Consider the following 26,565-nt stretch of genomic DNA (forward strand, 5'->3'; position numbering starts at 1 on the left):
CAACTCCCCTGATAACGAGAGAAAGAACATGACCATGATGACTGCAACACAGGCGTTATCCGTGAATCCTGCGACCGGCCAGACGCTGGCGGCAATGCCCTGGGCTAACGCGCAAGAGATTGAACATGCGCTGAGTCTGGCGGCGAGCGGTTTCAAAAAGTGGAAATTGACATCGGTAGCGCAACGGGCGCAAACATTACGCGATATTGGTCAGGCGCTTCGCGCTCATGCAGAAGAGATGGCGCAATGTATTACGCGTGAAATGGGTAAACCCATAAAGCAGGCGCGTGCGGAAGTGACGAAATCCGCCGCGTTATGCGACTGGTATGCGGAACATGGCCCGGCAATGCTGAATCCTGAGCCTACGCTGGTAGAAAATCAGCAGGCGGTGATTGAATACCGTCCGCTGGGCGTCATTCTGGCGATAATGCCGTGGAATTTTCCTTTATGGCAGGTGTTACGCGGGGCAGTGCCGATACTGTTGGCGGGGAATAGCTACTTGTTAAAACATGCGCCCAATGTCACGGGTTGCGCGCAGATGATAGCCCGAATCTTGACGGAAGCCGGTACTCCTGCTGGCGTCTATGGATGGGTGAACGCCAATAATGAGGGCGTGAGTCAGATGATTAACGATCCGCGAATCGCGGCGGTGACGGTGACCGGTAGCGTGCGCGCCGGCGCGGCGATTGGCGCTCAGGCTGGGGCGGCGCTGAAAAAGTGCGTACTGGAACTGGGTGGCTCGGATCCGTTTATTGTACTCAATGATGCCGATCTCGAACTGGCGGTAAAAGCCGCGGTTGCAGGACGCTATCAAAACACCGGACAAGTCTGCGCCGCCGCCAAACGTTTTATTGTCGAAGAGGGCATTGCGCAGGCGTTTACCGATCGTTTTGTGGCGGCTGCCGCAGCATTAAAGATGGGTGATCCTCTGGTTGAAGAGAATGACCTGGGGCCGATGGCGCGCTTTGATCTGCGTGATGAACTCCATCAACAGGTGCAGGCTTCCGTCGCCGAAGGTGCACGGCTACTGTTGGGCGGCGAGAAAATCGCCGGGGAGGGCAACTATTATGCCGCGACCGTTCTGGCGGATGTCACACCTGACATGACGGCATTTCGTCAGGAACTTTTTGGGCCTGTTGCCGCCATTACCGTTGCAAAAGATGCGGCGCACGCCCTCGCGCTGGCGAATGACAGTGAGTTTGGCCTGTCGGCGACGATCTTTACCGCCGACGATACGCTGGCCGCGGAGATGGCGGCGCGTCTTGAGTGCGGCGGGGTATTCATTAATGGGTACAGCGCCAGCGATGCGCGTGTGGCATTCGGCGGGGTGAAGAAAAGCGGCTTCGGTCGTGAGCTTTCGCACTTTGGTTTACACGAATTTTGTAATGTGCAGACCGTCTGGAAGAACCGCGTCTAATCGCCCTGACGTCGCGTGGCGCCCTCTGCTATACTCGCAGGCCTTTTCAGACCTGCGAGCAAGGAGCATGTTGTGGCCAGGGCCATGGATAATGCAATTTTAGAGACGATTTTACAGCGCGTTCGCCCCCTCATTGGCCAGGGCAAAGTCGCTGACTATATTCCGGCATTAGCGTCCGTCGAGGGTTCAAAGCTGGGGATAGCGATTTGTACCGTGGACGGGCAGCATTATCAGGCGGGCGATGCGCACGAACGCTTCTCTATTCAGTCTATTTCGAAAGTGCTTAGTCTGGTGGTGGCGATGCGTCATTATCCGGAAGAGGAGATCTGGCAGCGCGTCGGAAAAGATCCTTCCGGCTCGCCGTTCAATTCGTTGGTTCAGTTAGAGATGGAACAAGGCATCCCGCGTAATCCATTTATCAATGCGGGCGCGCTGGTGGTATGCGACATGTTGCAAGGGCGGCTTAGCGCGCCGCGTCAGCGGATGCTGGAAGTTGTGCGCGCGCTTTGCGGCGTATCGGATATTACGTATGACGCTACGGTCGCGCGCTCTGAATTTGAGCATTCCGCCCGTAACGCCGCTATTGCCTGGCTGATGAAATCATTCGGTAATTTTCATCATGATGTGCCTACCGTGTTGCAAAATTACTTTCACTACTGTGCGTTGAAAATGAGCTGCATGGAACTGGCGAGGACGTTTGTCTTTCTGGCGAATCAGGGCGAGGCGTTTCATCTCGACGAGCCGGTAGTTACCCCCATGCAGGCCCGGCAGATTAATGCGCTAATGGCGACCAGCGGTATGTATCAGAATGCCGGAGAGTTTGCCTGGCGGGTGGGATTGCCCGCTAAATCCGGCGTGGGCGGCGGTATTGTCGCCATCGTGCCGCATGAAATGGCGATTGCCGTCTGGAGTCCGGAGCTGGATCCTGCAGGAAACTCTCTGGCAGGCATCGCCGCGCTTGAACAATTAACACAAACGTTAGGACGTTCGGTATACTGATGAATGCGCTTGAACCGCTCTTTGCCCGCCTGGCGCGATCGACATTTCGTTCGCGTTTTCGTCTCGGGATAAAAGAAAGACAATATTGCTGGGATAAAGGCGCGGAGGTGATTGATAAACACGCCGCCGATTTTATCGCCCAGCGACTGGCGCCAGTTCACCCGGCGAATGATGGTAAGCAAACGCCGATGCGGGGCCATCCGGTATTTATCGCGCAACATGCGACGGCAACCTGCTGCCGCGGGTGCCTGGCGAAATGGCACCAGATTCCTCAGGGAGAACCGCTGAGCGAAGCGCAGCAACAGTATATTGTCAGCGTTATCCATTACTGGCTGGTCATACAAATGAATCAGCGGTAGGGCAGCGCGTCGTTGCTGACGCTTTCCCCGATAAAACACCCTATACCACTGATAGCAGCCGTTGACCGTCATATATCTCATGTGCTGAAGTGTCTTTTTAGTTACAACATACATTTGGTTGTTTTTTTTCAACGCCTGTCAGCACTGTGCAAAAAAATGTTCTACAAGGCAGGGGATCCGTGTATCACCAGAAGCTTGCAACCTTGATCTGGATCACGTTTAATGACAGTGCTTTTTTACCTGCTGAAGATAATCATGATCGTTAGACCACAACAGCACTGGATTCGCCTGATATTTGTCTGGCATGGTTCCGTGTTATCTAAAATCTTTTCACGACTGCTCCTTAACTTTCTTCTTTCTATTGCCGTTATTATCATGCTGCCCTGGTACACAATGCTGGGTATTAAGTTTACCCTTGCGCCGTTTAGCATACTGGGCGTCGCTATCGCCATTTTTCTTGGGTTTCGCAATAATGCCTGTTATGCGCGTTACGTCGAAGCGCGACATTTGTGGGGGCAGTTGATGATCGCTTCACGCTCAATACTGCGTGAGGTGAAAACAACCTTACCTGATGAACGCGGTATCGAGGATTTTGTTCGGTTACAAATCGCTTTTGCCCACTGTTTGCGTATGACATTGCGTCGACAGCTTCAGACGCAAGTTTTGGGCAACTATCTTAACCAGGGCGCGTTACAGAAAGTTGTCGCTTCCCATTCGCCCGCTAATCGTATCTTATTGCTGATGGGAGAGTGGCTGGCGATTCGCCGCCGCAGCGGAAAGCTTTCCGATATTTTATTTCATAGCCTCAACAACCGTTTAAATGATATGTCGTCAGTGTTGGCCGGCTGTGAACGCATCGCCAACACGCCGGTGCCTTTTGCCTATACGTTAATTTTGCATCGTACGGTTTATCTTTTCTGCATTATGTTGCCATTTGCACTGGTGGTTGATCTGCACTATATGACGCCGTTTATTTCGGTGCTTATTTCTTATACGTTTATCGCGCTGGATGCGTTAGCGGAAGAGTTGGAAGATCCGTTCGGTACTGAAAATAATGATTTACCGCTGGATGCGATATGCAATGCGATAGAAATCGATTTACTGCAAATGAATGATGAAAGGGATATTCCGGCAAAACGGATACCGGATAAGCACTATCAACTGACCTGAGATCGTCTTAACTGGCGCAGAATGTTCATCTGCGCCATAACCTGAAGAGCAAAGCTTAATAGCCTTCTCCAACGCCGGTTTTGGCTGGACCGGAGTAGTGGACATGAACGATTCGCCATCCTGTGTTTGGTATCTTCGCCCACACCTGGCTTTCGCGGCCTGTCGTGTGTTGAGTCTGCCCATTATCACGGCGTACCGCGGTAAAATGCCAGTCGAACTCTGCAACGGCGGCATTGCCATACACATGAATAGCCGGGGGAGCGTCCAGTTTTAATGTGCGTTTGCTGAAGGTTTTACCCATAGTGGTGCCATAAAAATTTTCAGCGATCTGCGACCATCCGCGTTCGTGACCGCGTGGATGAATAAAACTGGTTTCTGGTGAAACATAAAAGAGCTGCTTGCCTAACGTTGGGTCTGCCTTATCTATTGAATAAAGGTAACGGTTAATGCCTTCTGTAATTTCTTGTTTAACGGTCGACGTAGCTTCATTTTCTGCGGCGGTTGGCGTTGCCGCTGATGCCGATGACGCCATCAGAGTTAACGTTATCGCGGCGGCCGAAAACAATAGTGACGTTTTTTGCATAATAGTTATACCCATATGGTCTGTTTTTGAGACGCTTTATCTTTCCTGTTACGTTCACCTTTATACTAAAGGAGCATGGCTCACGAACAATAAAAAACATCCTTCTATAAAATTACCCCGAAAAGGGAGTAGTGCAATTAAGAATATCGTATTTGTTTGTAACGGCATGACTCAAAATATCAATATTTAGAGTTTCAGCATTGTTGTGTCCCTTGATTTGTTTTGTATTTATTACCGCTGGTAAATAGTTAATCTTATGAATAGTGATACACAAATGACTGTTTATGCTATGTGATAATTAACCATAGTAAAAATACACGAAGCGAAGAAGTGCTATTTCAGTAGTACTGATATTTTCATAACGCTAATTTAAAAATAAATGTAAACGTAACAAATTATACACAAAAATAAGAAGGGCTGTGGCCTCAACTGACTTGATTATGATTCCGTCTTACCGAATGTCAGCCTGGTGTTCAGTGCCATTCTCGCCCTGGCATCCCCGACCGTAAGCCAGTTCTCTACGGGTAACCTCCTTGTTATTACAGCAGAAAACAGGGCATATCATTAATGTAGCCATGCTTAACTTGCATTTTAACATCACTAATACATAGCAAGCTAATATTACACTTTGAAACTTAACGCACGGTAATTGTTAGTGATATTGTCCTGGACAGTTCCGCGAGCAGGCTTTGCGGAAAGTCCAAAAATAAGACAAATAAGGCATATAAAATGAAAAAAGTAGTGGTGTTATCTGCGGTAGCCGCAGCCGTAATGATGGCTGGAGCCGCCAACGCAGCAGAAATCTATAACAAGGATGGCAATAAACTGGATTTGTATGGCAAGGTCGACGGCCTGCATTATTTTTCCAGTAATCATAGTACGGATGGCGATCAATCTTATATCCGTATGGGTATTAAAGGCGAGACTCAAATTACCGATCAACTAACCGGTTTTGGACAGTGGGAGTATCAGGTCAACGCCAATCGTCCGGAAGATGGTGACTCCAGCGGTTCCCCGCAAAGCTGGACGCGTCTCGGTTTTGCTGGTTTGGCATTTGCCGATATGGGGTCTGTTGATTATGGTCGTAACTATGGCGTGTTATACGACATTGGTTCATGGACTGACGTACTGCCTGAATTTGGTAATGATTCGTATGAAGCTTCCGATAATTTTATGACCGGACGCGCGAATGGCGTTCTGACTTATCGCAATAATGATTTCTTTGGTCTGGTTGATGGTCTGAATATTGCGTTGCAGTATCAGGGTAAAAATGACGGCCTGTCGAAAGAAGGCGCTCCTTTAAGTAATAATGCCAGAAAAAGTATCGCGTACCAGAATGGCGATGGTTTCGGGGCATCAGCGACATATGATTTGGGCATGGGGGTGAGCCTGGGGGCAGCCTATACCAGTTCCAAACGCACGCTTGACCAGATGACGCAAGATAAATACGACAATGGCGACCGTGCTGAAGCCTGGACTGGCGGCGTGAAGTATGATGCCAATAATATTTACCTGGCGGCAAACTATACCCGTACTTATGATATGACCTATATGGGCGATACATTGGGCGGCTTTGCACATAAAACCGATAACTGGGAAATGGTAGGGCAATATCAATTTGATAATGGCTTACGCCCATCACTGGCGTTCCTGCAATCCAGAGCCAATGATGTTGATGGACTGGGTTCGTTCGACCTTGTGAAATATATTGATGTGGGTTCCTATTACTACTTCAATAAAAATATGTCCGCGTATGTTGACTACAAAATCAATCTGCTAAAAGATGGCAACCCATCGAATCCTAATACAGACAACACCGTGGCGCTCGGCTTAGTCTACGAGTTTTGATAAAACTTGCTGATTAAGACAGTTTAGGGATACCCTCCTTTTCCCAAAACTGTGTCACTGCTTAACCTTTATTATTGTTAATTTATTCTTTTATTATTTCAGGACGCTTCTGGCGTCCTTTTTTATTGACTATTCGTTGACTATTCGACTTCGATCTCGCGAATGCGCATTCTGCTACTGTCATCTATCTGCACTTTACCTGAATGACAAAAGGGGCAACAGAGTGTGGATGTTTGAGAGGTGAAGGGTTGATTACAGGACAGACACCAACCTTGCGCCGGTGCGATAGTAATATGGAAACGCGCATTGTCAGCAAGGGTATGACGAGCGGCGACGTCCAGGCCAAAATGCAGCGCCGGCACCTCAACACAGGCCATAACGCCAATCTCCAGCCAGACTTGCTTTACCTTGCTGAACTGGTGATTTACTGCCTGTTCCTCCAGCAATTCGATAATATTTTGCGCCAGGGCTAATTCATGCATGGGCCAGCTCCTTCATTCAACAATATTTACGGCGACACAAGGATCAATTACCTGTAACTGTTGCGACCACAATGAGAGTGGAATAGTGGCCAGTTCGCGAGCAATGACGCCGTCAGATTGGGCGTGACGTGTGGTAGGCGAGATAATACGGTAATCAAGAATATTGCCTGACGTCGTCAGTCTGGCCTGATGAACTAACCATCCTCGCGCGGTTTCCACTACCGCTATTTTCCATTCGCCATCATCAAAACGATTCCAGCGCAGGGTAGGAAGGGCGCTCAAACTTCGGGCGAGCGTAATGCAGCGGGCCAGCAGACGTAGCGCAGTCGTTTTTCCGCTAAGACAACAGGCTGACAGTAGCGGATATTCGATAGCCAGAGGCGAGACATCCAGGGGACCAGGGGTTATTAACGTATGGTCCGGGGACGACGCCATCGGTAGTGTTGGTGTAATGATATTCTGTACTGCCGCCAGCCAGCGGGCGGTTTCAGAACGTTCTTGCAAAAACCAGGCTTCCCAGCCCTTTACGCCAGCGGCAAGCCAGGTCTGAGGATCATCGTCAAAAAAGATTGTGCTTGCCAGCGGGGATAACTCTCCGCGACGTAACAACGCCCATTCTTCAGCGGTTGCCTGTCGGTGGCTAAACAGGGGGAGCCAGTCGGTCAACGCGCGACGGAGCGTTTCTCGCGCCAGCTCTTGTTGTGCGGCCTGCATATCTGGCTTCTCTTCAGGAAACAACAGTAAAGCCGCCGTTGCGCTGTGTGCCTGAGCGCACAACGTAAACAAACGTGAAATAAGCGTCTTCGCGTATACCGGCGTTGCGCCCTGTAACAAACGACCGATCGGCGCCTCCTGCCAGATAATCCGTAGCGGGTGAGAATAGACGGTCAATCTTTGCACGAATTATTACCTTCATCGATCACCATAAACCCGGACTTACTGGTTTCGCAAACCGGACAGCACCAGTAATCAGGTAACTGGTTGAAGGGCACGCCGGGTGGAATTTGCCATACATCATCGCCCAGCGCAGGGTCGTAAACCCACCAACATACTTTGCACTCCATGCGCACCACTGGCTCATTTTCTGTGACCGGGTATTCTTTCAACCATTCCAACGTATTTTTTAGCCCCGCGTAGGCATCTTCGATATCGTCGATGCCTGCAACGGCGATATCAGGAATGTCCGCTATCTCAATCATATCTTGCAGTAATGTGTTCATATCATTGAAATAGTTGACCCGCCATACGCCGGGAAAATGCGTGCTTACAATCCGGCATTTACCATATCCGCGTGAAAAAATAGCGCTACAGCCTTCGCCTAAAAAATGCTCCAGATACTCGCGATCGGCATCGTTTACTGGCAACAGCGTTAAGTTAATGATATGCGGCTCTTTTACCGGCTGTTTTACGCGCTCGGCTATTTCATGCGCGATAAAGGCGCCATTCATCAGTCCCGCCTGTTGTGGCGGCAATTCTGGCGTAATCGTCGGCTGCGGATGCGTCTGCCAGATGCTCTCCGGGATCGGGCCAATGATGATTTCATCGGCAACCCGTTGCTGGTCAGCGTTATATTCACGCACACGCCAGACACCCGTAAAAACCGTCTCCTGAATACGCTGTTCTTTTCCATCGGGTAATAGTACCCGGGCGGATATTTCACCTTCGCCGAGCAGTTGATCCAACAAACCGCTATTCTGTTGCTCAGTGGCATTCAGCTTATAGCTCAGGGGAAAGGGGAGCGTTGCCACCGGGTTATCCATATCGCGAATAAGCGTAGTCAGGATGTGTCTGGCAACACGAAGCTCAGCGGGCAGCGCCTGTTCCGGTAAAACCGGCGTTAGTGGGAGATTAATGCCGGCGGGGATAGGAAGAAAGTTAAAGTCTTCCTCTTCTGGCTGCGAGCCTGGTCCGGCAATATTAACGACTGGAATAGTTCTGGAATGATTCACGTGTGTTACCTTTCATTCTATTGCGTGATAACGGGAATATCCTGACGATAGCCCGGTGTGGTCAGCAATGCGGCCACCCGCTGAGAGTATTCTTGCCAGCTATATAATCCCGCCAGACTGCCGACAAAACGGTGCTGGCGAAAGATAAGCAGCGCCGGATATTTCAGAATGCGATACTCCCGGGCGATCAGTTCACTCTGTTCGCTATCCGCAAATGCCGCGGTATAAGACGTCGCCGGAAATTGCTTGAGGATCTCCGGGATGATGACCCAACTGTCGGCGACTTCCGGATGTTTGTTGGGGTCGCTTTGCAGCAAAACCAGCACAGTCGGATGCGCATTAATCAACGACGGGAGCGTTTGCGCATCGGTAACCAGAAAGCCTTTATCCGCCAGTGGACAAACAGAATTTTGGGGTGAGATAGTCATTTTTTTAAATGCTCCGGTAATTCAGGCGTGCGAGACAATAAATCGGCAAAACCGGTCAGCGGATCGCTTTGCGTGAGCATGGCCTGTTCCAGCGAGTCCAGCGCCGCCAGTACCTCAGCGGCTTCCGCTTCGTCCATTTCTCGTCGTGCTGCGCCGCCAAATGTCAGCAGCCATGCGCCTGCTAAGGGGGGAGCCACAAGCCGAATATCAACGTCGATAAGCTCGCCGTGTCGGTCGCGGCATTTGGCGAACCACTGACCGGGTGAAATAACCTGCACAGGAACGCCGATACACATTATGATTTCTCTCTCTGTAGCACCCGAATATCGCCGACCCGGCAAGCGCTTTGCGCATCTGGCCGTTCATCTTCGTAGCGTTCCATACACAGGCTGTAATGATTGAGTCTTTCAGTGGGCAAGGCCGCTGAAGAGGCGGTGATACCCCATTGCGCCAGCACTTCCTGCGCGAGACAGACCGCAGGCATCAGTTGCGCCTTTACCTGCGGCGTAAGACTCCCGCCATAGTCATCCAGACATTCCGGCTGCACGCCAATCAGCACAATCTCCGATAACTGGCCGCCGGTTAATTGCAGCAATGCCAGCACTTCAGAAAAACTGGTCTGATGTAAACTGAGTTTTTTCGCCGTCAGATAGGCGGGAACCTGTTCATCACGAAACATCGCCAGCGAACCTGGCGCCATACCAAAATCGATAGCATCCATGATTAACAGTTTTTCGGTCTGTTGCAGCCAGGGCAGCAGTGCCAGCCCCTGCGTACCGCCATCAACAACGTCAACTTTCTCGTTATCGGCATACTGTTCAAACAGCTTTTCCGCCGCTCTGACGCCAAACCCTTCATCTGCCCAAAGCAGGTTGCCAAGCCCTAAGATTGTTACTTCTGCCATTGTTATCACCTGAACCAGCGCCAGCCGCTTATCATGACGGAAATCACGCTTTGTCGGCTCATAATGTCTTCACGGATAGCGGTATAAACATGCGCAATGACGAAGGCGATAATGAACCACATGCCCAGCCGGTGCCAGAAATGCAGCGCGAGGCTATCGTTGCCAGTCAGGCGAATCATCCAGCCAAACCATTGATACGCCCAACTGTCTGTTCCAAGTCCTTCGCCATAGAGCGCAAAGCCGCTACACACCATCAGTACGGACATCCAGAAATAGAACATTACCGCCAGTCCCGCTACCGGATTATGTCCATAGTAACGATGGGCCTCTTTTTCGAGGAAAAAATACCAGCGGATTTCGCTGATAACGCCTTTGCGCCAGGCGCGGCGCCAGAACGGAACCAGAAACATCTCCCTGGCGTACTCATTGCCGACACATGCCCAGTAAATACGAAACAGCAGCGCGACAGTAAAAATATACGCCGTGGTAAAATGGATCAGTCGTATCCAGCCCATCCAAAACATAAAGGTCGCTTCACCTTGAATCGATGGCAGGGGGTGGCCAATGAAATATCCTGTAACAGCCAGGACGACAATGGATAACGCCGTGATCCAGTGCCATAAACGGACCGGCGCTTCATAGATATAGTACCCCTGGCTGGTTATTTCTTTGAGATGCATTGAGACCTCCGAATCGTCGTCATCGTACCTGAACCCTGACCAGCTCCCCTCCATGATTATCAATAACATGGGTGGAGCAGGCCAGGCAGGGATCGAAGCTGTGCAGAGTACGTAAAATCTCCAATGGTTGATCGGGAACGGCGAGTTTAGTCCCCATTAACGCCGCTTCGTACGCGCCAATTTGACCTTTATCGTCACGTGGCCCGGCATTCCAGGTTGTCGGTACCACACACTGATAGCTGTCGATTTTCTGATTTTCAATTTTTATCCAGTGCCCCAGCGCGCCGCGCGGCGCCTCGCTGAAACCAACGCCTTTTGTCGATGTAGGCCAGGTATCGGGTTCCCAGAGCGTGACGTTTGCCGTCGCCGTATCGCCGGACTTGAGGTTACGCATCAGACGATCGAAGAAATATTGCAGCGTATTGCCTGCCCATACGGATTCCAGCGCACGCGCGGCAGTACGCCCTAATGTAGAAAAGAGCGCTTCTTTAGGCAGCTTTAATACACTAAGCAGTTGATCCACGGGTTCTTTAAATTCCGGTTTATTTTGATGATATCCAATCAGATAACGCGCCAGCGGACCTACCTCCATCGCATGTCCCTTCCAGCGCGGCGATTTAATCCATGAATATTTAGCGGACTCATCCACCTGTTCGATAAAGGTTTTTGTGCCTTTATAGTGTTCGCCCATGACCAGTTGCGGTTCGGTCAGACCATCCCAAGGATGCAGGCCCTTATCGTTATTGCCGTTACCATAGGTATACCAGGAGTGAGTGACAAACTCCTGAATCTCATCGGGGGCGGTTAAATCGACAGGATGAATTTCGTCGAAACGACCGTTAATGATAGCCCCACGCGGAAGCAGAAGATTACTGGCGGAATAATCGTTAGGGTTATCCGGAAACTCGCCATAAGCCAGCAGGTTCATGCTCGATAACCCGCCGCCGATTTTTGCCCAGTCTTTGTAATAACTGGCAATCAGCAAGACGTCCGGAAGATAAACCTGTTCGCAGAACTGGCGAGCTTTTTGGATGATGGAACTGACAAGGTTCAGGCGTTCCATATTCACTGCGCCGACCGCGCCCGTTTCGTCAAGGTTGATGGCGCAAGGAACGCCGCCCACCAGCCAGTTAGGATGCGGGTTTTTACCACCGAAAACGGTGTGAATTTTTACGATCTCTTTTTGAAAATCGAGCGCTTCAAGATAGTGGGCGACCGCCAGCAAATTGGCTTCCGGCGGAAGTTTCATCGCCGGATGTCCCCAGTAGCCATTACGGAAAGGGCCAAGTTGACCGGACTCGATAAACCGCTTCAGTCGATTTTGCAAATCGCGGAAATATCCCGGCGAGGATAGCGGCCATGCGGAAAGGCTTTGCGCGATGGCGGAGGTCTGATGCGGGTCGGCTTTCAGGGCGGCAACTACATCGACCCAGTCCAGCGCGTGCAGATGATAAAAATGCACCAGGTGATCGTGAACGTGTAGCGTAGCCTGCATCATATTACGGATACAGTTTGCGTTGTCCGGAATCGCGATTCCCAGCGCATTTTCTACGGCACGGATTGAGGTCAGAGCGTGTGTACCGGTGCAGACGCCGCAAATGCGTTCAACGAATGCCCAGGCGTCTCGCGGATCGCGACCTTTCAGGATAACCTCCAGGCCGCGCCACATGGTGCCGGTCGACACGGCGTTAGTAATGACATTATTACTGTCGATATTCACTTCGCAACGCATATGCCCTTCGATGCGAGTAACCGGATCGACCACAATTCGCCGTCCGCTATTGTCCAGCGTAAAACCCTGAGTCTGATAAGGATATGCCATAATTATTTTTTCTCTTCCGGAGCGTTTTCTGATGACGTGTTGTTTTTATTGCGGGCATGTTTTATGGCGCTCACCGTGGCGTGAGCGATGGCGGCAGCGCCCGCGACGCCAGCAACGCCCAGTCCGATTTTATCGGCGGTAGCCTCAATGCCGGTTTGCGGAATGCCCGTTGCCCGGCTGTAAAAAGAACCGTAATCCCAGAATCCATCTTCCGAACATCCGAGGCATCCATGACCTGACTGGATAGGAAAAGACACGCCATCATTCCAGCGAACGGTTGAACAGGCGTTATAGGTGGTCGGGCCTTTACAGCCCATCTTGTACAGGCAATACCCTTTTCTGGCGCCTTCGTCATCCCACGCTTCCACAAACTGACCGGCATCGAAATGCGCGCGTCGGTAACATTTGTCATGAATTCGCTGGCCATAAAACATTTTTGGTCGTCCAAGACGATCAAGGGGAGGGATGCGATCAAATGCCAGCATATAGGTGATAACGGCGGACATCACTTCAGGTATAGGCGGGCAGCCTGGCACTTTAATAATGGGTTTATCGGTAATTAATTTGTGAACCGGCGTGGCTTTAGTTGGGTTGGGACGGGCTGCCTGCACGCAGCCCCATGATGCGCAGGACCCCCAGGCGATAATCGCTTTAGCATCCGCGCTGACGCGTTTTAACTTCTCCAGGAACGGCTCGCCAGCCAGTATGCAAAACATCCCATCTTCATTCAGCGGCGCGTTACCTTCCACGGCAACGATATAATTTCCTTTGTACTCGCGCATCACATCCGCCAACGCCTGCTCGGCTTGTTGCCCTGCGGCGGCCATAATGGTGTCGTCATAATCCAGGGAAATGAGCGACAGAATGGCATCTTTTGCCAGCGGGTGCGCAGAGCGAATGAAAGATTCGGTACAACAGGTACATTCAAGACCATGCAGCCATATCACAGGCGTACGCGGTTTATTCTCCAGGGCATAAGCTATCTGAGGAATCATTGAACTGCTCAGGCCTAAAGACGTTGCGGTAAGGCTGCAAAACTTGAGGAAGCTACGCCTTGTCACGCCGTATCTACGCATAACTTGATAAAATGTATCTTGTGTTTGCATAACGTTTATCCCAAACCACTATAGTTAGTGTGGGCATCATATGTTGCATTTCTTGTCTTTCTCAACGTGTTTTAGTAGCAATTATGTTTCTAATTCGTAACAACCGATTACATGTGTGCTACTCACATTCCTCAAAAACATAAATTAATTTAATGTTATTGGTGATGTGGAGTAAATATAGCGTTGTGAAGGTATCTCTTAATGTTGATAAGATTTATTTATAACATGATGGGATTTTTTTAAATGGTCACACGGATAACGCGTTTCATATTAGTTCGCTGTGTTTAACTCTCCTTTAAACCCGTCAGTTAAATTTATTAGCTTGTAAAATAAGATCACAATTAATTACGTGCTGCATAACCATTGATAGGTTTAATTTAATATATTCATCCAATCCATTTTACAAACAAGGAGAGCATGATGAAAAAAAGTAAAGCAATGTTATTTATCGCTCCGGCGCTGTTTTCATACGCCCTGGCTGCACAGGCCTGCACAACCCTTGCTATTCAGGATAAACAAGGCGATGTTTTTCATGGACGTACGCTGGAATATATGCAGGATTTACCCTCATGGTTAACGTATTATCCGGCGGGAACACAGTTTGATAAAAAAACGCCGGATGGCAGTCAGGGAGTGAGCTATCAGGCGAAATATCCGATACTGGCCATTACTTCCACCATCACTGATGGCGATAGCAGAGACATACTTGAAGGCATGAATAGCGCGGGATTGTCATTTAGTGAAAACATGATCATGAATGCGCAGTTGCCGCCATTGCCCGCGAATGAATATAAACAGGCAATTCCTGTCACCTCGTTGGGAGAATGGGCGCTGGCCCGTTTTGCTACTGTCGGCGAGGTAAAACAGGCAATAAAAGAGGGTAAATTCTGGTCACCGGAACTGCATCGGTTTGGCGATCTGAAATCGCCATTTCATTATGCGTTTTACGACAAGAAAGGAGGAAGCATTGTCGTTGAAGTGGAAAATGGCAAATTCCATGTCTATGACAATCCCACTCGCGTGATGACAAATGGTCCCGCATTCCCCTGGCATCTGACAAATCTGAATAACTATACGCAATTAACCAATGTGGACCGCTCTTCAGGCACACTGGGCGGGATAAAAGTGATGCAGCCTGATAGCGGGATTGCTATTGCAGACTTGCCATCGTCCGATACGTCGGTTTCCCGTTTTATACGCGGCGTTTATTACACCACATATGCGCCGCAAGCGACATCCGCCCACGATGCAATGAATACGCTTGCGCATATTATGAGCCGTTTCGATCGTCCGAAAAATATTACGGTTGATTATATGGGGAGTGAAGGGGAAGGCAACGCCACCCGCAAACCGGTCTCAGAATATACGGTCTGGACAACGCTATCTGACTTAACGCACGGTGAGATGATGGTGCGCGGCTACAATGATATCAACTATAAAACCTGGTCTCTTTCTCAGTTTAAGAACGCGACTGCGCCCGTGTTCGAGAAAATCAACGTTAAAGGATAAATCGCTCGTCTCGGTTTAGGTTCCCCGGTAGTCTCAGCGAAGGTAATGGAGACTACCGGCGGTTGCTTCTCTTTATCATGCACGGTAATTAATTATCACGATCACCAGCGCCAGGATGGTATGCTAAATCCATTCAAAATCCCCTGGATATGGATTGGAGGGCGCATGGTTATACCTGAGGTCAGGCAGGAGAGGCTCTATCAGAAGATAGCCAACCTCATCATTAAGCTGATCAATGATAATATTTTTCCCCCGGGAACTTTTTTACCGCCAGAACGCGAACTGGCAAAACAGCTTGGCGTGAGCCGCGCCTCCTTGCGAGAAGCCCTTATTGTACTGGAGATCTCCGGATGGATCGTGATTCAGTCCGGTAATGGGGTTATCGTTTCAGATAAAAAACACCTTGCCAGCGACTATACCATCGAAGAAATTCTCTCTACTCGCGAGCTGGTCGATAGCCATTGTGCGCGCTTAGCCGCACAAAACGATAACGTTGACGTCATCAACCAAATAGAGGCGATTTATCATCGTATGGATCAAGCCATTAACGATAATAACGTCCACGGCTTTTACTCGCTGGATAAAGAATTTCACCTTGCGATCTCTGAGGCCAGCCGTAACCGGGTGTTGTTCGATATGTCCCGTATGTTATGGGAACAACGGATTAATATCCCTTATGCCGGGCTTGATGAGCAGTCTGGAGACAGAAATGTTTTACTTAATCTCAACAAACAACATAAAGCGATAGTGGATGCGATGCGCCAGTCTGATGCTGACAGCGCCTATGAGGGATCGCTGGAACATTTACGCTATGTGAGAAAGATTGTCGGCGGCTAAGTTTGTCGATGAATAACACCGCATGGCGGTCATGCCATGCGGTAGAACTCGACGTAAATCAATGGAAAACAGCATTAATCTTTAAGTAGCGCTCCGGATAGCGATCAAGTTCTTTAACTGCATCAGGGATCTCATCAAGATTGACGACCTTACTGACAACATCTTGCGGATTAATCTCCAGCGTAGACAGCATACGTAATGCCTCATCAAATTCACCGGCACTGGTGCGGGAGCCGCGTAAATCCAGTTCTTTATAGGTGATCAGGTTCGTCGGCAGCGACGTTTCCTGTTTTGGCCATCCGGTAAACGAAATACGACCAGCAAACGATGCTAAATCAAGCGTATTTCGAATAGCGCTATTTGCGCCGGAAGCTTCTATCACGACCTGCGCCATGGTGCCGTGGGTGATATTTTTAATAGCGTCGATAACCTGATCGTCAGCGGCGTTCAGCACATAAGGAACGCCAAGCTTTTGCGCATAGCGTAGCCTTTCTTCCACAATATCGATCAGAATAGGCGTTGCCTTGTAATGTCGCGCGCTTAATGCCGCCATAAGACCAATGGCCCCCGCGCCGATGATGGCAACATATTCCCCGGCCTTAACGTTTGCCCGGTGCAGCGCGTGCAGAGCGATGGTCAGCGGTTCTGCCAGCGGCGCCATTTCAGAAGGCACGTTATCTGGTATTTTATGAATTAAATGTGCGGGATGAGTCACCACCTCCTGCATTGCGCCATCGACATGCACGCCAATGACGTTTAAATTTTCACAACAGTTAGTTCTGCCGACAGAGCAAGGGTAGCAGTGACCACAATAAATATAGGGGTCAACAATCACGCGGTCGCCTTTTTTAATATTGTCCGGCATTCCGGTGCCTTCCTGAAGAACAATTCCGGTCACTTCATGCCCGATAATTCTTGGGTAAGTAACAAGTGGGTTCGTTCCACGAAAAGCCCCGATATCCGATCCGCAAATGCCTGCGGCATCAACCTTAATTAATACTTCATTTTCTTTCTTATGGGGATAATCTACCCAGCGGGTTTCAACTTCACCAGGCTTATTAATGAACACAGCTTTGACTTTCATTGGCTTTGAATCCTTTACTTTTTACAAACACGAAGACCAACAGGCTTGAAACGATAGCGATAGCACCAGCCAGATAGAACGCATAGTCATATTTACCGCTAAATTGAACGATAAAACCGGTGACAAGCGGACCGATAATGCCAGATATATTAGCCAGGCCATGCATGGCTCCGCCGACGCTCCCTACCTTATCTTTATGAACAACATCCTGAATAACCGCCCAATAAATTGGGCCCGTTAAATAGAGCAGGAAGAGGGAAACTGACATGAGCGTAATTGCGCTACCAATAGTGCTAACGGTACCGGAAACGGCAACACATACCGCCGCGCCTGCCAGGCATACGCCCAGAATAAGTCGACGTGAGAGCAGAGCATTACCGGTAATCCGATAAATTACATCAGAACAGACGCCGCCGAGCACCATACCAATGGCGCCGATGACCCAGGGAATTACCGTGGCGATACTAATTTCTTTAATATCGAGATGTAACGAATGGTTCAGGTAACTTGGGAACCAGGTCAGGAAGAAAAAAAGAATATAGTTGTAGCTGAAAAAAGCCAGAGTTGTCGCCCACACCATTGGTTGTTTCATGTAATAGCCGAGTGAAGGTGTAGCCCGGCCATCATCAGATAAAATAACATCCTCATGATTTTCAAAATCAATGCGTTCTTCCGGCGCCAGGCGTTTACTCATTGTTGGCTTATCGCTAACGATAAAGTACCACAGTAGTACCCAGACCAGGCCAAATAAGAAAATAATGCCAAATGCGGGGCGCCAGCCTAAGGATAACGCCAACAGGCCCACTATCGGCCCGGACACCGCGCCGCCGAGCGGGGAACCGGCGCTAAAAATTCCGATCGCCGTGGCAGACTCCTTTCGGGAAATCCAGTTATTGATGATTTTATTTCCGGCAGCGCTGACCGGTCCTTCAGCCATACCGAAAAGAACGCGCACGATAAGCATTGTCCACAATCCGGTGACTAAACCAGTTAAGCCACAAAATACAGACCATAGTAACGCTGCGATGAGAAAAACCGTTTTTGGCCCAACTTTATCGCTGGCCCAGCCACCAATAAAATTAAACAGGGCGTATCCGATAAAAAATGCGCTGAAGATCATTCCCATCTCCGCGGCGTTAAATCCTAACTCCTTTTCGATCAAGGGGGCAGTTATCGACAATGCTGAACGATCCATATAGTTGAGCATGTAAACTATAAATAGAAGAAAAACGATAAGCCATCCCATTGTTTTTCTTTTCATGATTAATCCTCTTATTGTGGTCTAGCGGCCTGACCACAATATTTTAAGGTTATTTTCAAATCACCTCTCTTGTGGTTAGAACGTGATCAATATAACAAAAATTTATCGCAGAGGATTTTTATCCATCGCAAGCGTGATGGATAAAATTATTTAAAATCAGACAATTACTTGAAAATTCAATCGGGGATATCGTTTTCCCCTAATCCACGCCCCGGTAACGTTTGACATGCGGCGTTAACGGAAGGTGGTGCTGTCTGGGGGTATTTTTCATCGGGCGTAATATAAACCTGACTCGTGGCGACATAGCCATCATTAAAAGTGGCTTCGATATAGGTAGCTTCCCAACCTGTCTTCGGTTCATTTAACGTAATACTGATCTTATTGTTGGCGGGAATATCTATTGTAAGCGGCTGATAGCGGATGCCACAGGCATAACGGAAATCACGCGCATTTGGATTGTTGGCTGTCCAGCGAACGACTTTTACCGGCGCTTCTGAGAAATAGACCGTAAGAAGATGGTGGTGAATAAGGCCGATCAACTGTGGTAATGTTTTTTTACTTTGAAACCTATTAATAAATGGAACGAGGCTTTCTTCAGCGAACTGGTTAATTGAGTAGTGGTTCATATTAGGCACTATACGTAATGATTTTACGCCAGGAAGTTTGCTATAATAAAAGCGAGTATTGTCTGGTACGAAAAAATCATCGCCGCTTGCATTAATAATATATTTCGGTATTGCAAGGCGGGGTTGATAAATAGTGTTGAGATATCTTAACGGATCTATTATTTGCCTTAGCTGGGTAAATGTGGGGGATTTTATTTTCTCATCTATGCCTTGCTGGTAGTAGGGGTAGAATGTAATGGGCCAATTTCCACCGTATGATTGATAAATATGCTCAAGTGAAGCATCAATATCAAGTAGATCAATGGCGAAGGGAACAATTGCTTCAACATCAGGATCGGCAATAGCTGACAACCAGGTAGTCCACCCACGCTTTGAAATACCTGTAATGATAAAGGAATTTATATTCCATTGCGTTAACTCCTTTTTTGCTAATCTCATCGCTTGCGATAGGGCAGTGACCATAGGAATATTTAAGGGCATTAACTCACGTTGCTCCGGCGCTTCCATAAATAATGCCCAGCTTCGGGAAACGCTCTCGTCCTCTTTCAGTGGTTTTTTATCATCCTGAAAGGTTAAATATTGGTTAGGTATATCACTCACTGATATTACGATGGTATTCGTTTCACGGGCGATGCTTGCCAGTGTTTCCTGGGGGAAATCACCGGGTTTACCAGTGATTTGTACGCCTTTATCATAATTAATTCCGTTGTTTACAACCACCAAAGCATGGTGCTCTTTTGCCGTTTCAGGGATATAAATATCAACGTTATGTCGCCATTGCGCAGGGGTTACCATGTCATCTGGCGACCAGTGTTGCGATAATAATTCATAGTGTCTGACTACCACCTGTGCTAATGGAGCTGTACTAATCAAGGTATATTTTAGCGGTGTGCCTGAAATCTTCTCCCGGTAGTCGGGGAGAACATGAGACAAATCACACTCCGGGCTGTTTCGACAAAAGAAGATGTTGTTATGAAGTAGTGTATAAACTTTTGTAGAAATAAAAAACAGTACGATAACAACGAGATATATTTTTTTCATGCTTTCCCCGCGCTTTACAAGGGCAAATGCCAACCAGCATAATTTCCATAAATACCTCTTAAACATTCAATATAAGTACAATACTTTTGATAAATAAGGGAAGAAGGGAGTAATAATGCTTGTGACGTTGTCACATTATTCTGTTTCTGGTTTCGCTATTAGCACTGAACTTTTTGAAAGGTAAATCATTGCCGTCACCAGACCAATAATGGCGACAGAGATAGCTATACCGATCCAGACACCATACAGGGCATAACCCAGGACAAATCCGCCCAATACGGGGGATATAAAATCAGCGATTGCGATTAATGCCTGCGCCGTTCCGATGACGATACCTTGTCGGGCAGGCGATACATGGACGGACAAGGCGGCAAGATAAGTGGGTTTGGCTAGCGCATCAGCGATACTAATACAAACGATAGCAAAAATAAGCACTGGTATGGTCGTGGCGATACCCGCAGTGAGAAATCCAGTACAAAGAAGGGCGAAGATTAGAATAATTAGCTTTCGCTCCGAAAAATATTGGCTCACCCAACCTAACAGAAATAGCTGAACGAAAATATTAATAACCCCGTCCGCCATTAACAGGTAGCTTAACGCTTTTGGCCCAAAGGGAAGCCCATTCCAGATGAAGGTGTCAGAAAGAAAAACAGGTAATTGTGAAGAGTACATGCCATAGGCGAAGAAATGACAAAGCATTACGATGATTAAGACGCGAAGGACTGGCATCTTTAAAATAGCGCGGGCAGAGAACGCCGCTATTTTATCTGCGGTACGTGATGTTGTGGACGGGTCTTTTAACCCCCAAATCGCGACCAGGGCAGACCCAAGGACAAGTATAAAGGCGGCGTAGATCGGCGCGCTCAGACTGATACGCGATAGCCACCCTGAAACGCCTGCCCCGACAATACCGCCTAAACCAATGCAGCCTGTGAGGATACCGATTGCCTGGCGCCGATTTCTGACGTGCGTACAATCGGCAATATAAGCTGCGGCGGCTGACAAATTCCCGGCGCTAATGCCAAAAAGCGTGCGGGCGAGCAGGATAAACAGGATACATTGCGCGTTGGCGAGTAATAGTAAACTTATCGCCGCAATAGCCAGCGTGACAATCAGTATTCGCTTGCGGCCAACGCGATCGGAAAGGTGGCCAATCAGGGGCGCTGCACAAAATTGGCTAAAAGCCTCAGTGGCGATGATGATTCCAATGATAAGCGGCGAACCGCCCATCTCGCGGATATAAAAAGGCAGTACCGACATCACTGCCGCTGTACTGGCGGCGTAAAGGCCGACAAGCAGGAAAACAGGCAAAATACGCCGCTTGTTGAGCGGGGTGATAGTTTCGCTGTCGGTGTTCTCATAGACATTAGTATTCATCTTTAATCCCTATGGCAAAACGAGAGAGATAATTTTCAATATCGTTGCTCTGTTTGCCGTGAAAGAATGCGCCGACATAGCCATCGGGTCGGATCAGCACGCATTGACCCGGCGCCAGTTGATAGGACTCCCGGAAGTGCCCCAGGGTATCGATGAGCTCGTCCTGCTCGCCAATGTGATGAATACGCAGATTTCGCCGCGCATCGATGACCTTACCGTGGGTTTCGTAGGCCAACAGATTCCAGTCCGGACCTTGTAGTAACTGAAATAATCGTAATGATTGGCCGCCAGCGCCCAAAAGAGGAGCATCCGGAGCTCTTTCTCCCGCTTGTAACCCATGCTGACGTTCGGGCAACGTGTGGGCTAAGGGGGAGTTGGTATACTGGATGTCAAGTTGTTGAACGTCGCGTTCTCGTTTGATGCCGCCCTGTTTTTGAGAGTCAAGTAATCGGGTGGAAAGGTGGAGCAGTGATTCGGCTACCGGGCGGCGTTCCTGTTCATAGCTATCGAGAAGCTCTTCTCCTGCGCCCCGCAGCGAGGCTGCCATTTTCCATCCCAGGTTATAGGCATCCTGGATGCTGGTATTTAACCCTTGCCCACCCGTCGGCGGATGCACATGAGCGGCATCACCGGCTAAAAAAACCTTACCCACACGGTAATGTTCCGCTATGCGCGCATTCATCTGGTACTTCGATACCCAGGGAATCGAATGGATGCGAACATCCGTCCGCCCGATTCGCTCAGTAAGAAAAGCCGTGAGCACGTCGGCTGAGAAATTCTGCGAGTCGTCCGGGGCCAACAATGCCTGGATTTGAAAGAGCTGCGTGCCGGCGAGAGGGCAAATCATTATCATCCGCGCCATATCGCCATCGTTAAAATGGTGCCATACATCCCGGTTCAGACCGGAAAGTGAAGCGTCAGCCACAAGCGCATGGATTCCCAACGTATGGCCGGGGAAGCTGACGCCTAATTTCTTTCTGACAAAGCTTCCGCCGCCATCCGCGCCTATCAAATAATGAGCGATGATGACCTCTTCTCCAGCCGGCCCGGCAACATACGCGGTGACCGTGCGTGGGGTTTGCGCAAAATGTCGTAACTCGCAGCCGAACTCCACCCGATGTCCCCACGCTTTTAATTGCTCTCGCATAATCGTTTCTGTCACGTTCTGTGGAACCATCAATGGCAGATGGTAGGGTTCGGCGTGGGTCGGTTTTGTATGATGCGCAATATCTGAATCTACATAGCTTCCGTCGTGACGGTAGGTTCGTAATCGGGGATAGAGCCCGCCGGCGGCGACCACTTTATTGAGTATTCCAAGATCCTCGAAGATTTCTTGCGTTCGCGGCTGAATACCTTTACCGCGGGAGCCGATAAAAGGCGTCGTTCTTTTCTCAATCAGGCGAAATGAGACCCCGTGACGCGCCAGTTCGATGGCTAAAGTAAGCCCGGTTACGCCAGCGCCGCAGATCAGTACATCTGTAGTGGTGTATCTTGTCATCGTCTCTCCAATATGTGTATTATGCACATAAGAGGAGACATGCTATGTCAGAAAATAAAAATGTGCAAGATACACATATTTCCGAGCAAATGAAGGCGCTTCACGGTGCGTTGATTCGCGTGGTGAGCGCGCTTAACCGGCCTCGTAATGATGAGAAATTAATTGCAGAGGCGGGGATTCAACTCGATCGTGCGCTATTTTCGATCCTTATTAGTATCGAACGTTTAGGGCCGATTGGCGTTGTTGAGTTAGCCGAACGTGCCGGTCGTGATTATACGACGGTAAGCCGACAGGTCGCCAAACTGGAGAAGCTGGGGTTGATAATACGGCAGCATAATGCCATCGATCGTCGTATACGCGAGGCCGTTATCTCCCGGACAGGAAAGGCGATGACGGAGCGTATAGACGCTGCTCGAGAGCAAATGGGCAAAGTTATTTTTAAAGACTGGCCTCAGGAGGAACTTGATGTCTTTGTTCGGTTAATGCAAAAGTTTGCCGATGCAATGGATAGCGATGCTTCAATGCCGGAATAAGCAAAAGAAAAGGGCGGTCAAATCCGATCGTCCAGCTTAATATCGGTATCTGACATTGATTAAATAGCCAGCAAAGTAAATATAACAACAACATTTATCGAGTTAATTTTCACCCTTTGAAAGGCCAACGTATACTGCAGAATACGGCTATATAACAATCGCCGTATCAATGGTTTTTCAAAGGGTAAATATATGCTTACCGAAAAATATGATTTTCGCATTACCGATCAGATGACTATCCCACTCAGACCTCATTGGATAGCCAATGATTCATACAGGGAAAAGTGTAAAATGCTTGTCCTCAACCGGAGTAAAGGGGAAATTCATAAGGTAGACTTTAGTAAAGTAACAGATTATATCAAAGAAGGTGATGTAATCTGTTTTAACGACAGTACTATAATAAACCATATGTTTATCTGTAAAACAAGACAGAATAGGTTAATTAAAATTGTTTTAGAGGGATTTTTACCAAATAATAGAGTAATTATTTCCGGACTTTTAAAAGAAAGGCTTAACGCGAATGATGTTTTCTATTTGGTTGATAACCCTGAAATTTCCATTAAGATAGAGCAAAAGTTTAGCGAAGAGAGCCAGTACCGAGCCGTCGTGGAAAATCATGAGGCCTTAATTTGCTATTTGGCCAGTCATGGTGAGCGTCTTGATGAGTATGTGGACTCCAGCTTGTTTTATAAATATCCAGATGCTTACCGTTCCGTTTTTTCTAAAAAGTATGGTTCTTTGGAAATACCTTCTGCCGGCATTCATTTTACCTGGGATCTTATCCAAAAAATCAAAGATAAAGGTGGGTTAATATCCTTCATCACTTTACATGTTGCATCAACAGAAATGTTGTCCAACAGAAAAATACAAACAAAATGTGTAGAGGAAGTGACTATCAACGAAGAATACTACGAGGTTCCGCAAGCAACAGCGGATATCATTAATACTGCGAAGCAAAATGGCGGACGTATTTTTGCCGTAGGAACTACCGTTACACGATGCCTGGAATCCGCGTATTCGAGGGAGCACAATTGCCTCAAAGCAAGTTCTGGCTGGACTGAACTTTATATACATCCAGGCTATCAACTGAAAGTGGTTGACTGCCTGCTAACGAACTTACATCAGCCAAAAACGACGCATATGGTGTTAACCGGTCATTTTGCTGGGGTTGATCTACTCATGAAGGCCTATGCCTCAGAAGATATCCAGTCATGTCAGTTCGATATGTTTGGTGATTGCATGTTAATCATACAGGATGAAGGGCAGGGATGAATAAAATAAAACCGGTACACATAATGCTACCGGTTTTACCGAGAATAAGCATCAGGGGATTCGGGCAATAACCTTTATTTCGAAATCAAAGCCGGCCAGCCAGGTAACGCCAACAGCGGTCCAGTTAGGATAAGGGGGATGGGCAAATATCTCCTGTTTCACCGCCATAACGTCGTTAAGTTGTTGCTCTGGATCGGTATGGAATGTGGTGACATCCACTATGTCATCGAATGTGCATCCTGCTGCAGTCAGTGTTGCTTTCAGGTTTTCAAAAGCAAGCCTCACTTGTTTTTGAAAATCAGACTCCGGCGTGCCGTCTGTGTGACTGCCTACCATACACAACGTAGGCCATAGTTTCATATACGTGACATATGTCAAGGTGCAGTCACATAAAAGAACTGAGCCTGTTTGTCGTATCGCTTGACGGGGAAAGAGAGCATTTCCTGAGTGATTAGCTTCTGTGTTGTGTCACTTTGTAGACGGCATCATTTTCACGCTTTCCAACACCAATGACAGTTACCGTGATAATTTCATCTTCGACGCTGTACACCAGTCTGTATCCTGCACCACGCAGCTTAATTTTGTACTGATCCTTTCTTCCATGTAATTGAGAAGCCGGAACCCGAGGGTTTTCAAGCCGTTCCCTTAGCTTTTTTTTAAACTGTTCCTGTATGGTATGACCCAGTTTTTTCCACTCTTTTAGTGCTGATTCGTTAAATGCCAGCTTATAAGTCATCAATGTTGACCTCAATGACGCGTTCATTCGCACGCTCATCGATAATACGACCGAGTTCTTCATCCTCAAGAATATCCATAAGATGAGCATAAAGTGCCGGAGGCACACAGTAGAAAGCCGGTTCATTACGGTTAAGAATGGCAACTGGAGCGCCATCTCCGGCATTGAAAGTTCCCATTGGATCACGTTTCAGTTCTGTAATGCTTGCTGCAGTAGTCGTTAAAATTTGAAATGCCATAATTTACCTCCTGGTTGATGACTAAATATAGCACCTTTAATAGTACTAATAAAAGCATCCTTCACGAAGGGGATTCAGCTCCAGCCCGGTCAGTGATGCGGGCAGCTGACGGTTTTTTCAAGGCTAAGTTCAGATGTCCAGAACCTAACTTGTGACCACTGAAACCGGCGTTAATAACTCGCCAACCCTTATCAAGCGTGATGTAACAACCGAAGTCAGCCTTGCAGATGGTGATATTATTTTACTTGGTGGCCTTGCTGAACAGTCGGATGGATTATTCTGGCCTCTGACGTGTCGCAGATTGCATATCGTACAGGCAGGGATTACAACCGTATTGCCAGAGGAAGCGATAAAATATGGTAAGTGATGCTCTTGAACAGCGGATTTATGAACTGGTAAGAAGCCATGATGGAATTTACCTCTTTAAGAAAAAAGAACTGACACCGTCAACAGATTTGGATTCAGATTTACGGTTGGAAGATGATGAAGCACTGGCATTGATGGATGATTTTTTTACGACATTCAATGTAGATAAAGGGAATTTCTCGATCACAACATACTATCCGCCAGAACCACCGCTAAAGCATTTGCTTAATCCGTTTCGCAAAAACGATATTCCTCAGGTGCCGGAGTTCACGATAGGTATGCTCATTGCGTCTGCCAGGTCTGGTCGCTGGTTGTATGACTGATTCACGCTGGGGGGCTGCTTTTCGCCCTCTGCTATTCTAATGCGCATAATGCCGACCTTATGTTGAATCAGGCCGCGGCGATAATGGGCAGGGCGCCGCGCCTGATTTACACATAAG

General features: G+C 48.3%; 27 protein-coding genes and 3 pseudogenes. 12 read left to right on the plus strand and 18 right to left on the minus strand.

The window, feature by feature from the left end; genetic code table 11:
• Positions 1-28: 28 nt before the first annotated feature.
• The 4 genes from sad to ACLJRH_RS13165 all read left to right on the plus strand — a co-directional run bounded on the left by sad (position 29) and on the right by ACLJRH_RS13165 (position 3,945).
• Positions 29-1,417, plus strand: a complete 1,389-nt coding sequence (sad, locus tag ACLJRH_RS13150; RefSeq protein WP_001522569.1) for a succinate-semialdehyde dehydrogenase — start codon at positions 29-31, stop codon at positions 1,415-1,417.
• Between the two features lie 72 nt (positions 1,418-1,489).
• Positions 1,490-2,416 carry a glutaminase B gene (gene glsB, locus ACLJRH_RS13155; RefSeq protein ID WP_000090081.1) on the plus strand — a complete coding sequence of 309 codons (927 nt, stop codon included), beginning with the start codon at positions 1,490-1,492 and terminating at the stop codon, positions 2,414-2,416.
• Complete coding sequence (locus ACLJRH_RS13160; RefSeq protein ID WP_000992454.1) at positions 2,416-2,775, plus strand: DUF4186 domain-containing protein; 360 nt, start codon at positions 2,416-2,418, stop codon at positions 2,773-2,775. Before glsB ends, ACLJRH_RS13160 begins: the two co-directional genes overlap by 1 nt.
• 255 nt (positions 2,776-3,030) lie before the next feature.
• Positions 3,031-3,945 carry a bestrophin family protein gene (locus ACLJRH_RS13165; protein WP_023137026.1) on the plus strand — a complete coding sequence of 305 codons (915 nt, stop codon included), beginning with the start codon at positions 3,031-3,033 and terminating at the stop codon, positions 3,943-3,945.
• 55 nt (positions 3,946-4,000) lie between these two features.
• Here ACLJRH_RS13165 and ACLJRH_RS13170 read toward each other — a convergent pair whose 3' ends face one another.
• Complete coding sequence (locus ACLJRH_RS13170; protein WP_023137025.1) at positions 4,001-4,543, minus strand: YybH family protein; 543 nt, start codon at positions 4,541-4,543, stop codon at positions 4,001-4,003.
• A gap of 714 nt (positions 4,544-5,257) precedes the next feature.
• Between ACLJRH_RS13170 and ompC the strand changes: the two genes are divergently transcribed.
• A complete protein-coding gene (gene ompC, locus ACLJRH_RS13175) occupies positions 5,258-6,376 on the plus strand; it encodes a porin OmpC (RefSeq protein WP_023137024.1) in 1,119 nt (372 codons plus the stop codon).
• A gap of 140 nt (positions 6,377-6,516) precedes the next feature.
• Here the strand turns inward: ompC and hypA are convergent, their stop codons facing one another.
• Genes hypA through ACLJRH_RS13220 form a run of 9 tightly spaced genes read right to left on the minus strand, consistent with a single transcriptional unit; the run spans position 6,517 to position 13,747 of the window.
• Complete coding sequence (gene hypA / locus ACLJRH_RS13180; RefSeq protein ID WP_000544772.1) at positions 6,517-6,858, minus strand: hydrogenase maturation nickel metallochaperone HypA; 342 nt, start codon at positions 6,856-6,858, stop codon at positions 6,517-6,519.
• 12 nt (positions 6,859-6,870) lie between these two features.
• Positions 6,871-7,758, minus strand: a complete 888-nt coding sequence (locus ACLJRH_RS13185) for a dehydrogenase (RefSeq protein ID WP_023137116.1) — start codon at positions 7,756-7,758, stop codon at positions 6,871-6,873.
• Positions 7,746-8,807, minus strand: a complete 1,062-nt coding sequence (locus tag ACLJRH_RS13190) for a hydrogenase expression/formation C-terminal domain-containing protein (RefSeq protein WP_001634161.1) — start codon at positions 8,805-8,807, stop codon at positions 7,746-7,748. The genes ACLJRH_RS13185 and ACLJRH_RS13190 overlap by 13 nt, the downstream gene beginning before the upstream one ends.
• Before the next feature lie 17 nt (positions 8,808-8,824).
• Entirely contained in the window at positions 8,825-9,235 is a 411-nt protein-coding gene (locus tag ACLJRH_RS13195) for a hydrogenase (protein ID WP_001527800.1), read from the minus strand.
• Positions 9,232-9,531 (minus strand): HypC/HybG/HupF family hydrogenase formation chaperone, encoded by a 300-nt coding sequence (gene hypC, locus ACLJRH_RS13200; RefSeq protein WP_000334904.1) that lies wholly within the window; start codon positions 9,529-9,531, stop codon positions 9,232-9,234. Before hypC ends, ACLJRH_RS13195 begins: the two co-directional genes overlap by 4 nt.
• Positions 9,531-10,139, minus strand: coding sequence for a HyaD/HybD family hydrogenase maturation endopeptidase (hybD, locus tag ACLJRH_RS13205; RefSeq protein WP_000852663.1), 609 nt, complete (start codon positions 10,137-10,139; stop codon positions 9,531-9,533). Before hybD ends, hypC begins: the two co-directional genes overlap by 1 nt.
• Positions 10,140-10,144: 5 nt before the next feature.
• The gene (cybH, locus tag ACLJRH_RS13210) at positions 10,145-10,888 is read right to left on the minus strand and encodes a Ni/Fe-hydrogenase, b-type cytochrome subunit (RefSeq protein ID WP_000924455.1); all 744 of its coding nucleotides are present in this window, start codon (positions 10,886-10,888) and stop codon (positions 10,145-10,147) included.
• The gene (locus ACLJRH_RS13215; RefSeq protein WP_000331201.1) at positions 10,839-12,641 is read right to left on the minus strand and encodes a nickel-dependent hydrogenase large subunit; all 1,803 of its coding nucleotides are present in this window, start codon (positions 12,639-12,641) and stop codon (positions 10,839-10,841) included. Before ACLJRH_RS13215 ends, cybH begins: the two co-directional genes overlap by 50 nt.
• Positions 12,642-12,643: 2 nt before the next feature.
• Entirely contained in the window at positions 12,644-13,747 is a 1,104-nt protein-coding gene (locus ACLJRH_RS13220) for a hydrogenase small subunit (protein WP_023223294.1), read from the minus strand.
• A 417-nt stretch (positions 13,748-14,164) separates the two neighbouring features.
• Here ACLJRH_RS13220 and ACLJRH_RS13225 point away from each other — a divergent pair, with 417 nt between their 5' ends.
• Both ACLJRH_RS13225 and ACLJRH_RS13230 read left to right on the plus strand, forming a co-directional pair.
• Positions 14,165-15,256, plus strand: a complete 1,092-nt coding sequence (locus tag ACLJRH_RS13225; RefSeq protein ID WP_000976504.1) for a choloylglycine hydrolase family protein — start codon at positions 14,165-14,167, stop codon at positions 15,254-15,256.
• 45 nt (positions 15,257-15,301) lie between these two features.
• Positions 15,302-16,093 carry a FadR/GntR family transcriptional regulator gene (locus ACLJRH_RS13230; protein WP_001518759.1) on the plus strand — a complete coding sequence of 264 codons (792 nt, stop codon included), beginning with the start codon at positions 15,302-15,304 and terminating at the stop codon, positions 16,091-16,093.
• A gap of 58 nt (positions 16,094-16,151) precedes the next feature.
• Here the strand turns inward: ACLJRH_RS13230 and ACLJRH_RS13235 are convergent, their stop codons facing one another.
• From ACLJRH_RS13235 to ACLJRH_RS13255, 5 genes are all read right to left on the minus strand, one after another.
• On the minus strand, positions 16,152-17,177 hold the full coding sequence (locus tag ACLJRH_RS13235; RefSeq protein WP_000864935.1) for a zinc-binding alcohol dehydrogenase family protein: 1,026 nt from the start codon (positions 17,175-17,177) through the stop codon (positions 16,152-16,154).
• Positions 17,152-18,438 carry an MFS transporter gene (locus ACLJRH_RS13240; RefSeq protein ID WP_000824240.1) on the minus strand — a complete coding sequence of 429 codons (1,287 nt, stop codon included), beginning with the start codon at positions 18,436-18,438 and terminating at the stop codon, positions 17,152-17,154. The genes ACLJRH_RS13235 and ACLJRH_RS13240 overlap by 26 nt, the downstream gene beginning before the upstream one ends.
• Positions 18,439-18,614: 176 nt before the next feature.
• Positions 18,615-20,171, minus strand: a complete 1,557-nt coding sequence (locus ACLJRH_RS13245; RefSeq protein ID WP_072105300.1) for a PhoPQ-activated pathogenicity-related family protein — start codon at positions 20,169-20,171, stop codon at positions 18,615-18,617.
• Between the two features lie 69 nt (positions 20,172-20,240).
• A complete protein-coding gene (locus ACLJRH_RS13250; protein WP_001095734.1) occupies positions 20,241-21,482 on the minus strand; it encodes an MFS transporter in 1,242 nt (413 codons plus the stop codon).
• A complete protein-coding gene (locus tag ACLJRH_RS13255; protein WP_023223293.1) occupies positions 21,472-22,980 on the minus strand; it encodes an FAD-dependent oxidoreductase in 1,509 nt (502 codons plus the stop codon). Before ACLJRH_RS13255 ends, ACLJRH_RS13250 begins: the two co-directional genes overlap by 11 nt.
• Positions 22,981-23,024: 44 nt before the next feature.
• Between ACLJRH_RS13255 and ACLJRH_RS13260 the strand changes: the two genes are divergently transcribed.
• Together ACLJRH_RS13260 and ACLJRH_RS13265 are read left to right on the plus strand one after the other, a co-directional pair.
• Entirely contained in the window at positions 23,025-23,513 is a 489-nt protein-coding gene (locus ACLJRH_RS13260) for a MarR family winged helix-turn-helix transcriptional regulator (protein WP_023137021.1), read from the plus strand.
• A 192-nt stretch (positions 23,514-23,705) separates the two neighbouring features.
• Entirely contained in the window at positions 23,706-24,785 is a 1,080-nt protein-coding gene (locus ACLJRH_RS13265) for an S-adenosylmethionine:tRNA ribosyltransferase-isomerase (RefSeq protein ID WP_023137022.1), read from the plus strand.
• Between the two features lie 51 nt (positions 24,786-24,836).
• On the opposite strand, the pseudogene ACLJRH_RS13270 reads toward ACLJRH_RS13265, so the two are convergent.
• The 3 genes and pseudogenes from ACLJRH_RS13270 to ACLJRH_RS13280 form a co-directional block, all read right to left on the minus strand.
• Positions 24,837-25,118 (minus strand): annotated as a pseudogene (locus ACLJRH_RS13270) (RidA family protein); the annotation flags it as partial.
• Between the two features lie 118 nt (positions 25,119-25,236).
• Positions 25,237-25,521 carry a type II toxin-antitoxin system RelE family toxin gene (locus tag ACLJRH_RS13275; RefSeq protein WP_000221344.1) on the minus strand — a complete coding sequence of 95 codons (285 nt, stop codon included), beginning with the start codon at positions 25,519-25,521 and terminating at the stop codon, positions 25,237-25,239.
• Positions 25,511-25,759 (minus strand): type II toxin-antitoxin system Phd/YefM family antitoxin, encoded by a 249-nt coding sequence (locus ACLJRH_RS13280; RefSeq protein ID WP_000885424.1) that lies wholly within the window; start codon positions 25,757-25,759, stop codon positions 25,511-25,513. The genes ACLJRH_RS13275 and ACLJRH_RS13280 overlap by 11 nt, the downstream gene beginning before the upstream one ends.
• Before the next feature lie 151 nt (positions 25,760-25,910).
• On the opposite strand from ACLJRH_RS13280, the pseudogene ACLJRH_RS13285 reads away from it, so the two are divergent.
• The 3 genes and pseudogenes from ACLJRH_RS13285 to ACLJRH_RS13295 form a co-directional block, all read left to right on the plus strand.
• A pseudogene (locus ACLJRH_RS13285) lies at positions 25,911-26,030 on the plus strand (type II and III secretion system); the annotation flags it as partial.
• Positions 26,024-26,122 (plus strand): annotated as a pseudogene (locus tag ACLJRH_RS13290) (STM2901 family protein); the annotation flags it as partial. The pseudogenes ACLJRH_RS13285 and ACLJRH_RS13290, both read left to right, overlap by 7 nt.
• Positions 26,116-26,448: a DUF1493 family protein gene (locus ACLJRH_RS13295; RefSeq protein ID WP_000253078.1), complete on the plus strand. Its 333-nt coding sequence runs from the start codon at positions 26,116-26,118 to the stop codon at positions 26,446-26,448. The pseudogene ACLJRH_RS13290 and the gene ACLJRH_RS13295, both read left to right, overlap by 7 nt.
• Positions 26,449-26,565: the final 117 nt, after the last annotated feature.

It is taken from the genome of Salmonella sp. SAL04162 (genome assembly GCF_046551535.1).
Lineage (GTDB): Bacteria > Pseudomonadota > Gammaproteobacteria > Enterobacterales > Enterobacteriaceae > Salmonella > Salmonella enterica.

What these genes read in the sequence shown, in the direction of transcription:
- ACLJRH_RS13165 (WP_023137026.1), top strand. Translation starts at nt 3,031, where the DNA reads ATGATCGTTAGACCACAACAGCACTGGATTCGCCTGATATTTGTCTGG.
- ACLJRH_RS13275 (WP_000221344.1), bottom strand. Translation starts at nt 25,521, where the DNA reads ATGACTTATAAGCTGGCATTTAACGAATCAGCACTAAAAGAGTGGAAA.
- cybH (WP_000924455.1), bottom strand. Translation starts at nt 10,888, where the DNA reads ATGTTATTGATAATCATGGAGGGGAGCTGGTCAGGGTTCAGGTACGAT.
- sad (WP_001522569.1), top strand. Translation starts at nt 29, where the DNA reads ATGACCATGATGACTGCAACACAGGCGTTATCCGTGAATCCTGCGACC.
- ACLJRH_RS13160 (WP_000992454.1), top strand. Translation starts at nt 2,416, where the DNA reads ATGAATGCGCTTGAACCGCTCTTTGCCCGCCTGGCGCGATCGACATTT.
- hypA (WP_000544772.1), bottom strand. Translation starts at nt 6,858, where the DNA reads ATGCATGAATTAGCCCTGGCGCAAAATATTATCGAATTGCTGGAGGAA.
- ompC (WP_023137024.1), top strand. Translation starts at nt 5,258, where the DNA reads ATGAAAAAAGTAGTGGTGTTATCTGCGGTAGCCGCAGCCGTAATGATG.
- ACLJRH_RS13195 (WP_001527800.1), bottom strand. Translation starts at nt 9,235, where the DNA reads ATGACTATCTCACCCCAAAATTCTGTTTGTCCACTGGCGGATAAAGGC.
- hypC (WP_000334904.1), bottom strand. Translation starts at nt 9,531, where the DNA reads ATGTGTATCGGCGTTCCTGTGCAGGTTATTTCACCCGGTCAGTGGTTC.
- hybD (WP_000852663.1), bottom strand. Translation starts at nt 10,139, where the DNA reads ATGGCAGAAGTAACAATCTTAGGGCTTGGCAACCTGCTTTGGGCAGAT.
- ACLJRH_RS13280 (WP_000885424.1), bottom strand. Translation starts at nt 25,759, where the DNA reads ATGGCATTTCAAATTTTAACGACTACTGCAGCAAGCATTACAGAACTG.
- ACLJRH_RS13170 (WP_023137025.1), bottom strand. Translation starts at nt 4,543, where the DNA reads ATGGGTATAACTATTATGCAAAAAACGTCACTATTGTTTTCGGCCGCC.
- ACLJRH_RS13240 (WP_000824240.1), bottom strand. Translation starts at nt 18,438, where the DNA reads ATGAAAAGAAAAACAATGGGATGGCTTATCGTTTTTCTTCTATTTATA.
- ACLJRH_RS13235 (WP_000864935.1), bottom strand. Translation starts at nt 17,177, where the DNA reads ATGAAAGTCAAAGCTGTGTTCATTAATAAGCCTGGTGAAGTTGAAACC.
- ACLJRH_RS13215 (WP_000331201.1), bottom strand. Translation starts at nt 12,641, where the DNA reads ATGGCATATCCTTATCAGACTCAGGGTTTTACGCTGGACAATAGCGGA.
- ACLJRH_RS13255 (WP_023223293.1), bottom strand. Translation starts at nt 22,980, where the DNA reads ATGACAAGATACACCACTACAGATGTACTGATCTGCGGCGCTGGCGTA.
- ACLJRH_RS13225 (WP_000976504.1), top strand. Translation starts at nt 14,165, where the DNA reads ATGATGAAAAAAAGTAAAGCAATGTTATTTATCGCTCCGGCGCTGTTT.
- ACLJRH_RS13250 (WP_001095734.1), bottom strand. Translation starts at nt 21,482, where the DNA reads ATGAATACTAATGTCTATGAGAACACCGACAGCGAAACTATCACCCCG.
- ACLJRH_RS13245 (WP_072105300.1), bottom strand. Translation starts at nt 20,171, where the DNA reads ATGTTTAAGAGGTATTTATGGAAATTATGCTGGTTGGCATTTGCCCTT.
- ACLJRH_RS13230 (WP_001518759.1), top strand. Translation starts at nt 15,302, where the DNA reads ATGGAGACTACCGGCGGTTGCTTCTCTTTATCATGCACGGTAATTAAT.
- ACLJRH_RS13260 (WP_023137021.1), top strand. Translation starts at nt 23,025, where the DNA reads ATGTCAGAAAATAAAAATGTGCAAGATACACATATTTCCGAGCAAATG.
- ACLJRH_RS13265 (WP_023137022.1), top strand. Translation starts at nt 23,706, where the DNA reads ATGCTTACCGAAAAATATGATTTTCGCATTACCGATCAGATGACTATC.
- ACLJRH_RS13295 (WP_000253078.1), top strand. Translation starts at nt 26,116, where the DNA reads ATGGTAAGTGATGCTCTTGAACAGCGGATTTATGAACTGGTAAGAAGC.
- ACLJRH_RS13220 (WP_023223294.1), bottom strand. Translation starts at nt 13,747, where the DNA reads ATGCAAACACAAGATACATTTTATCAAGTTATGCGTAGATACGGCGTG.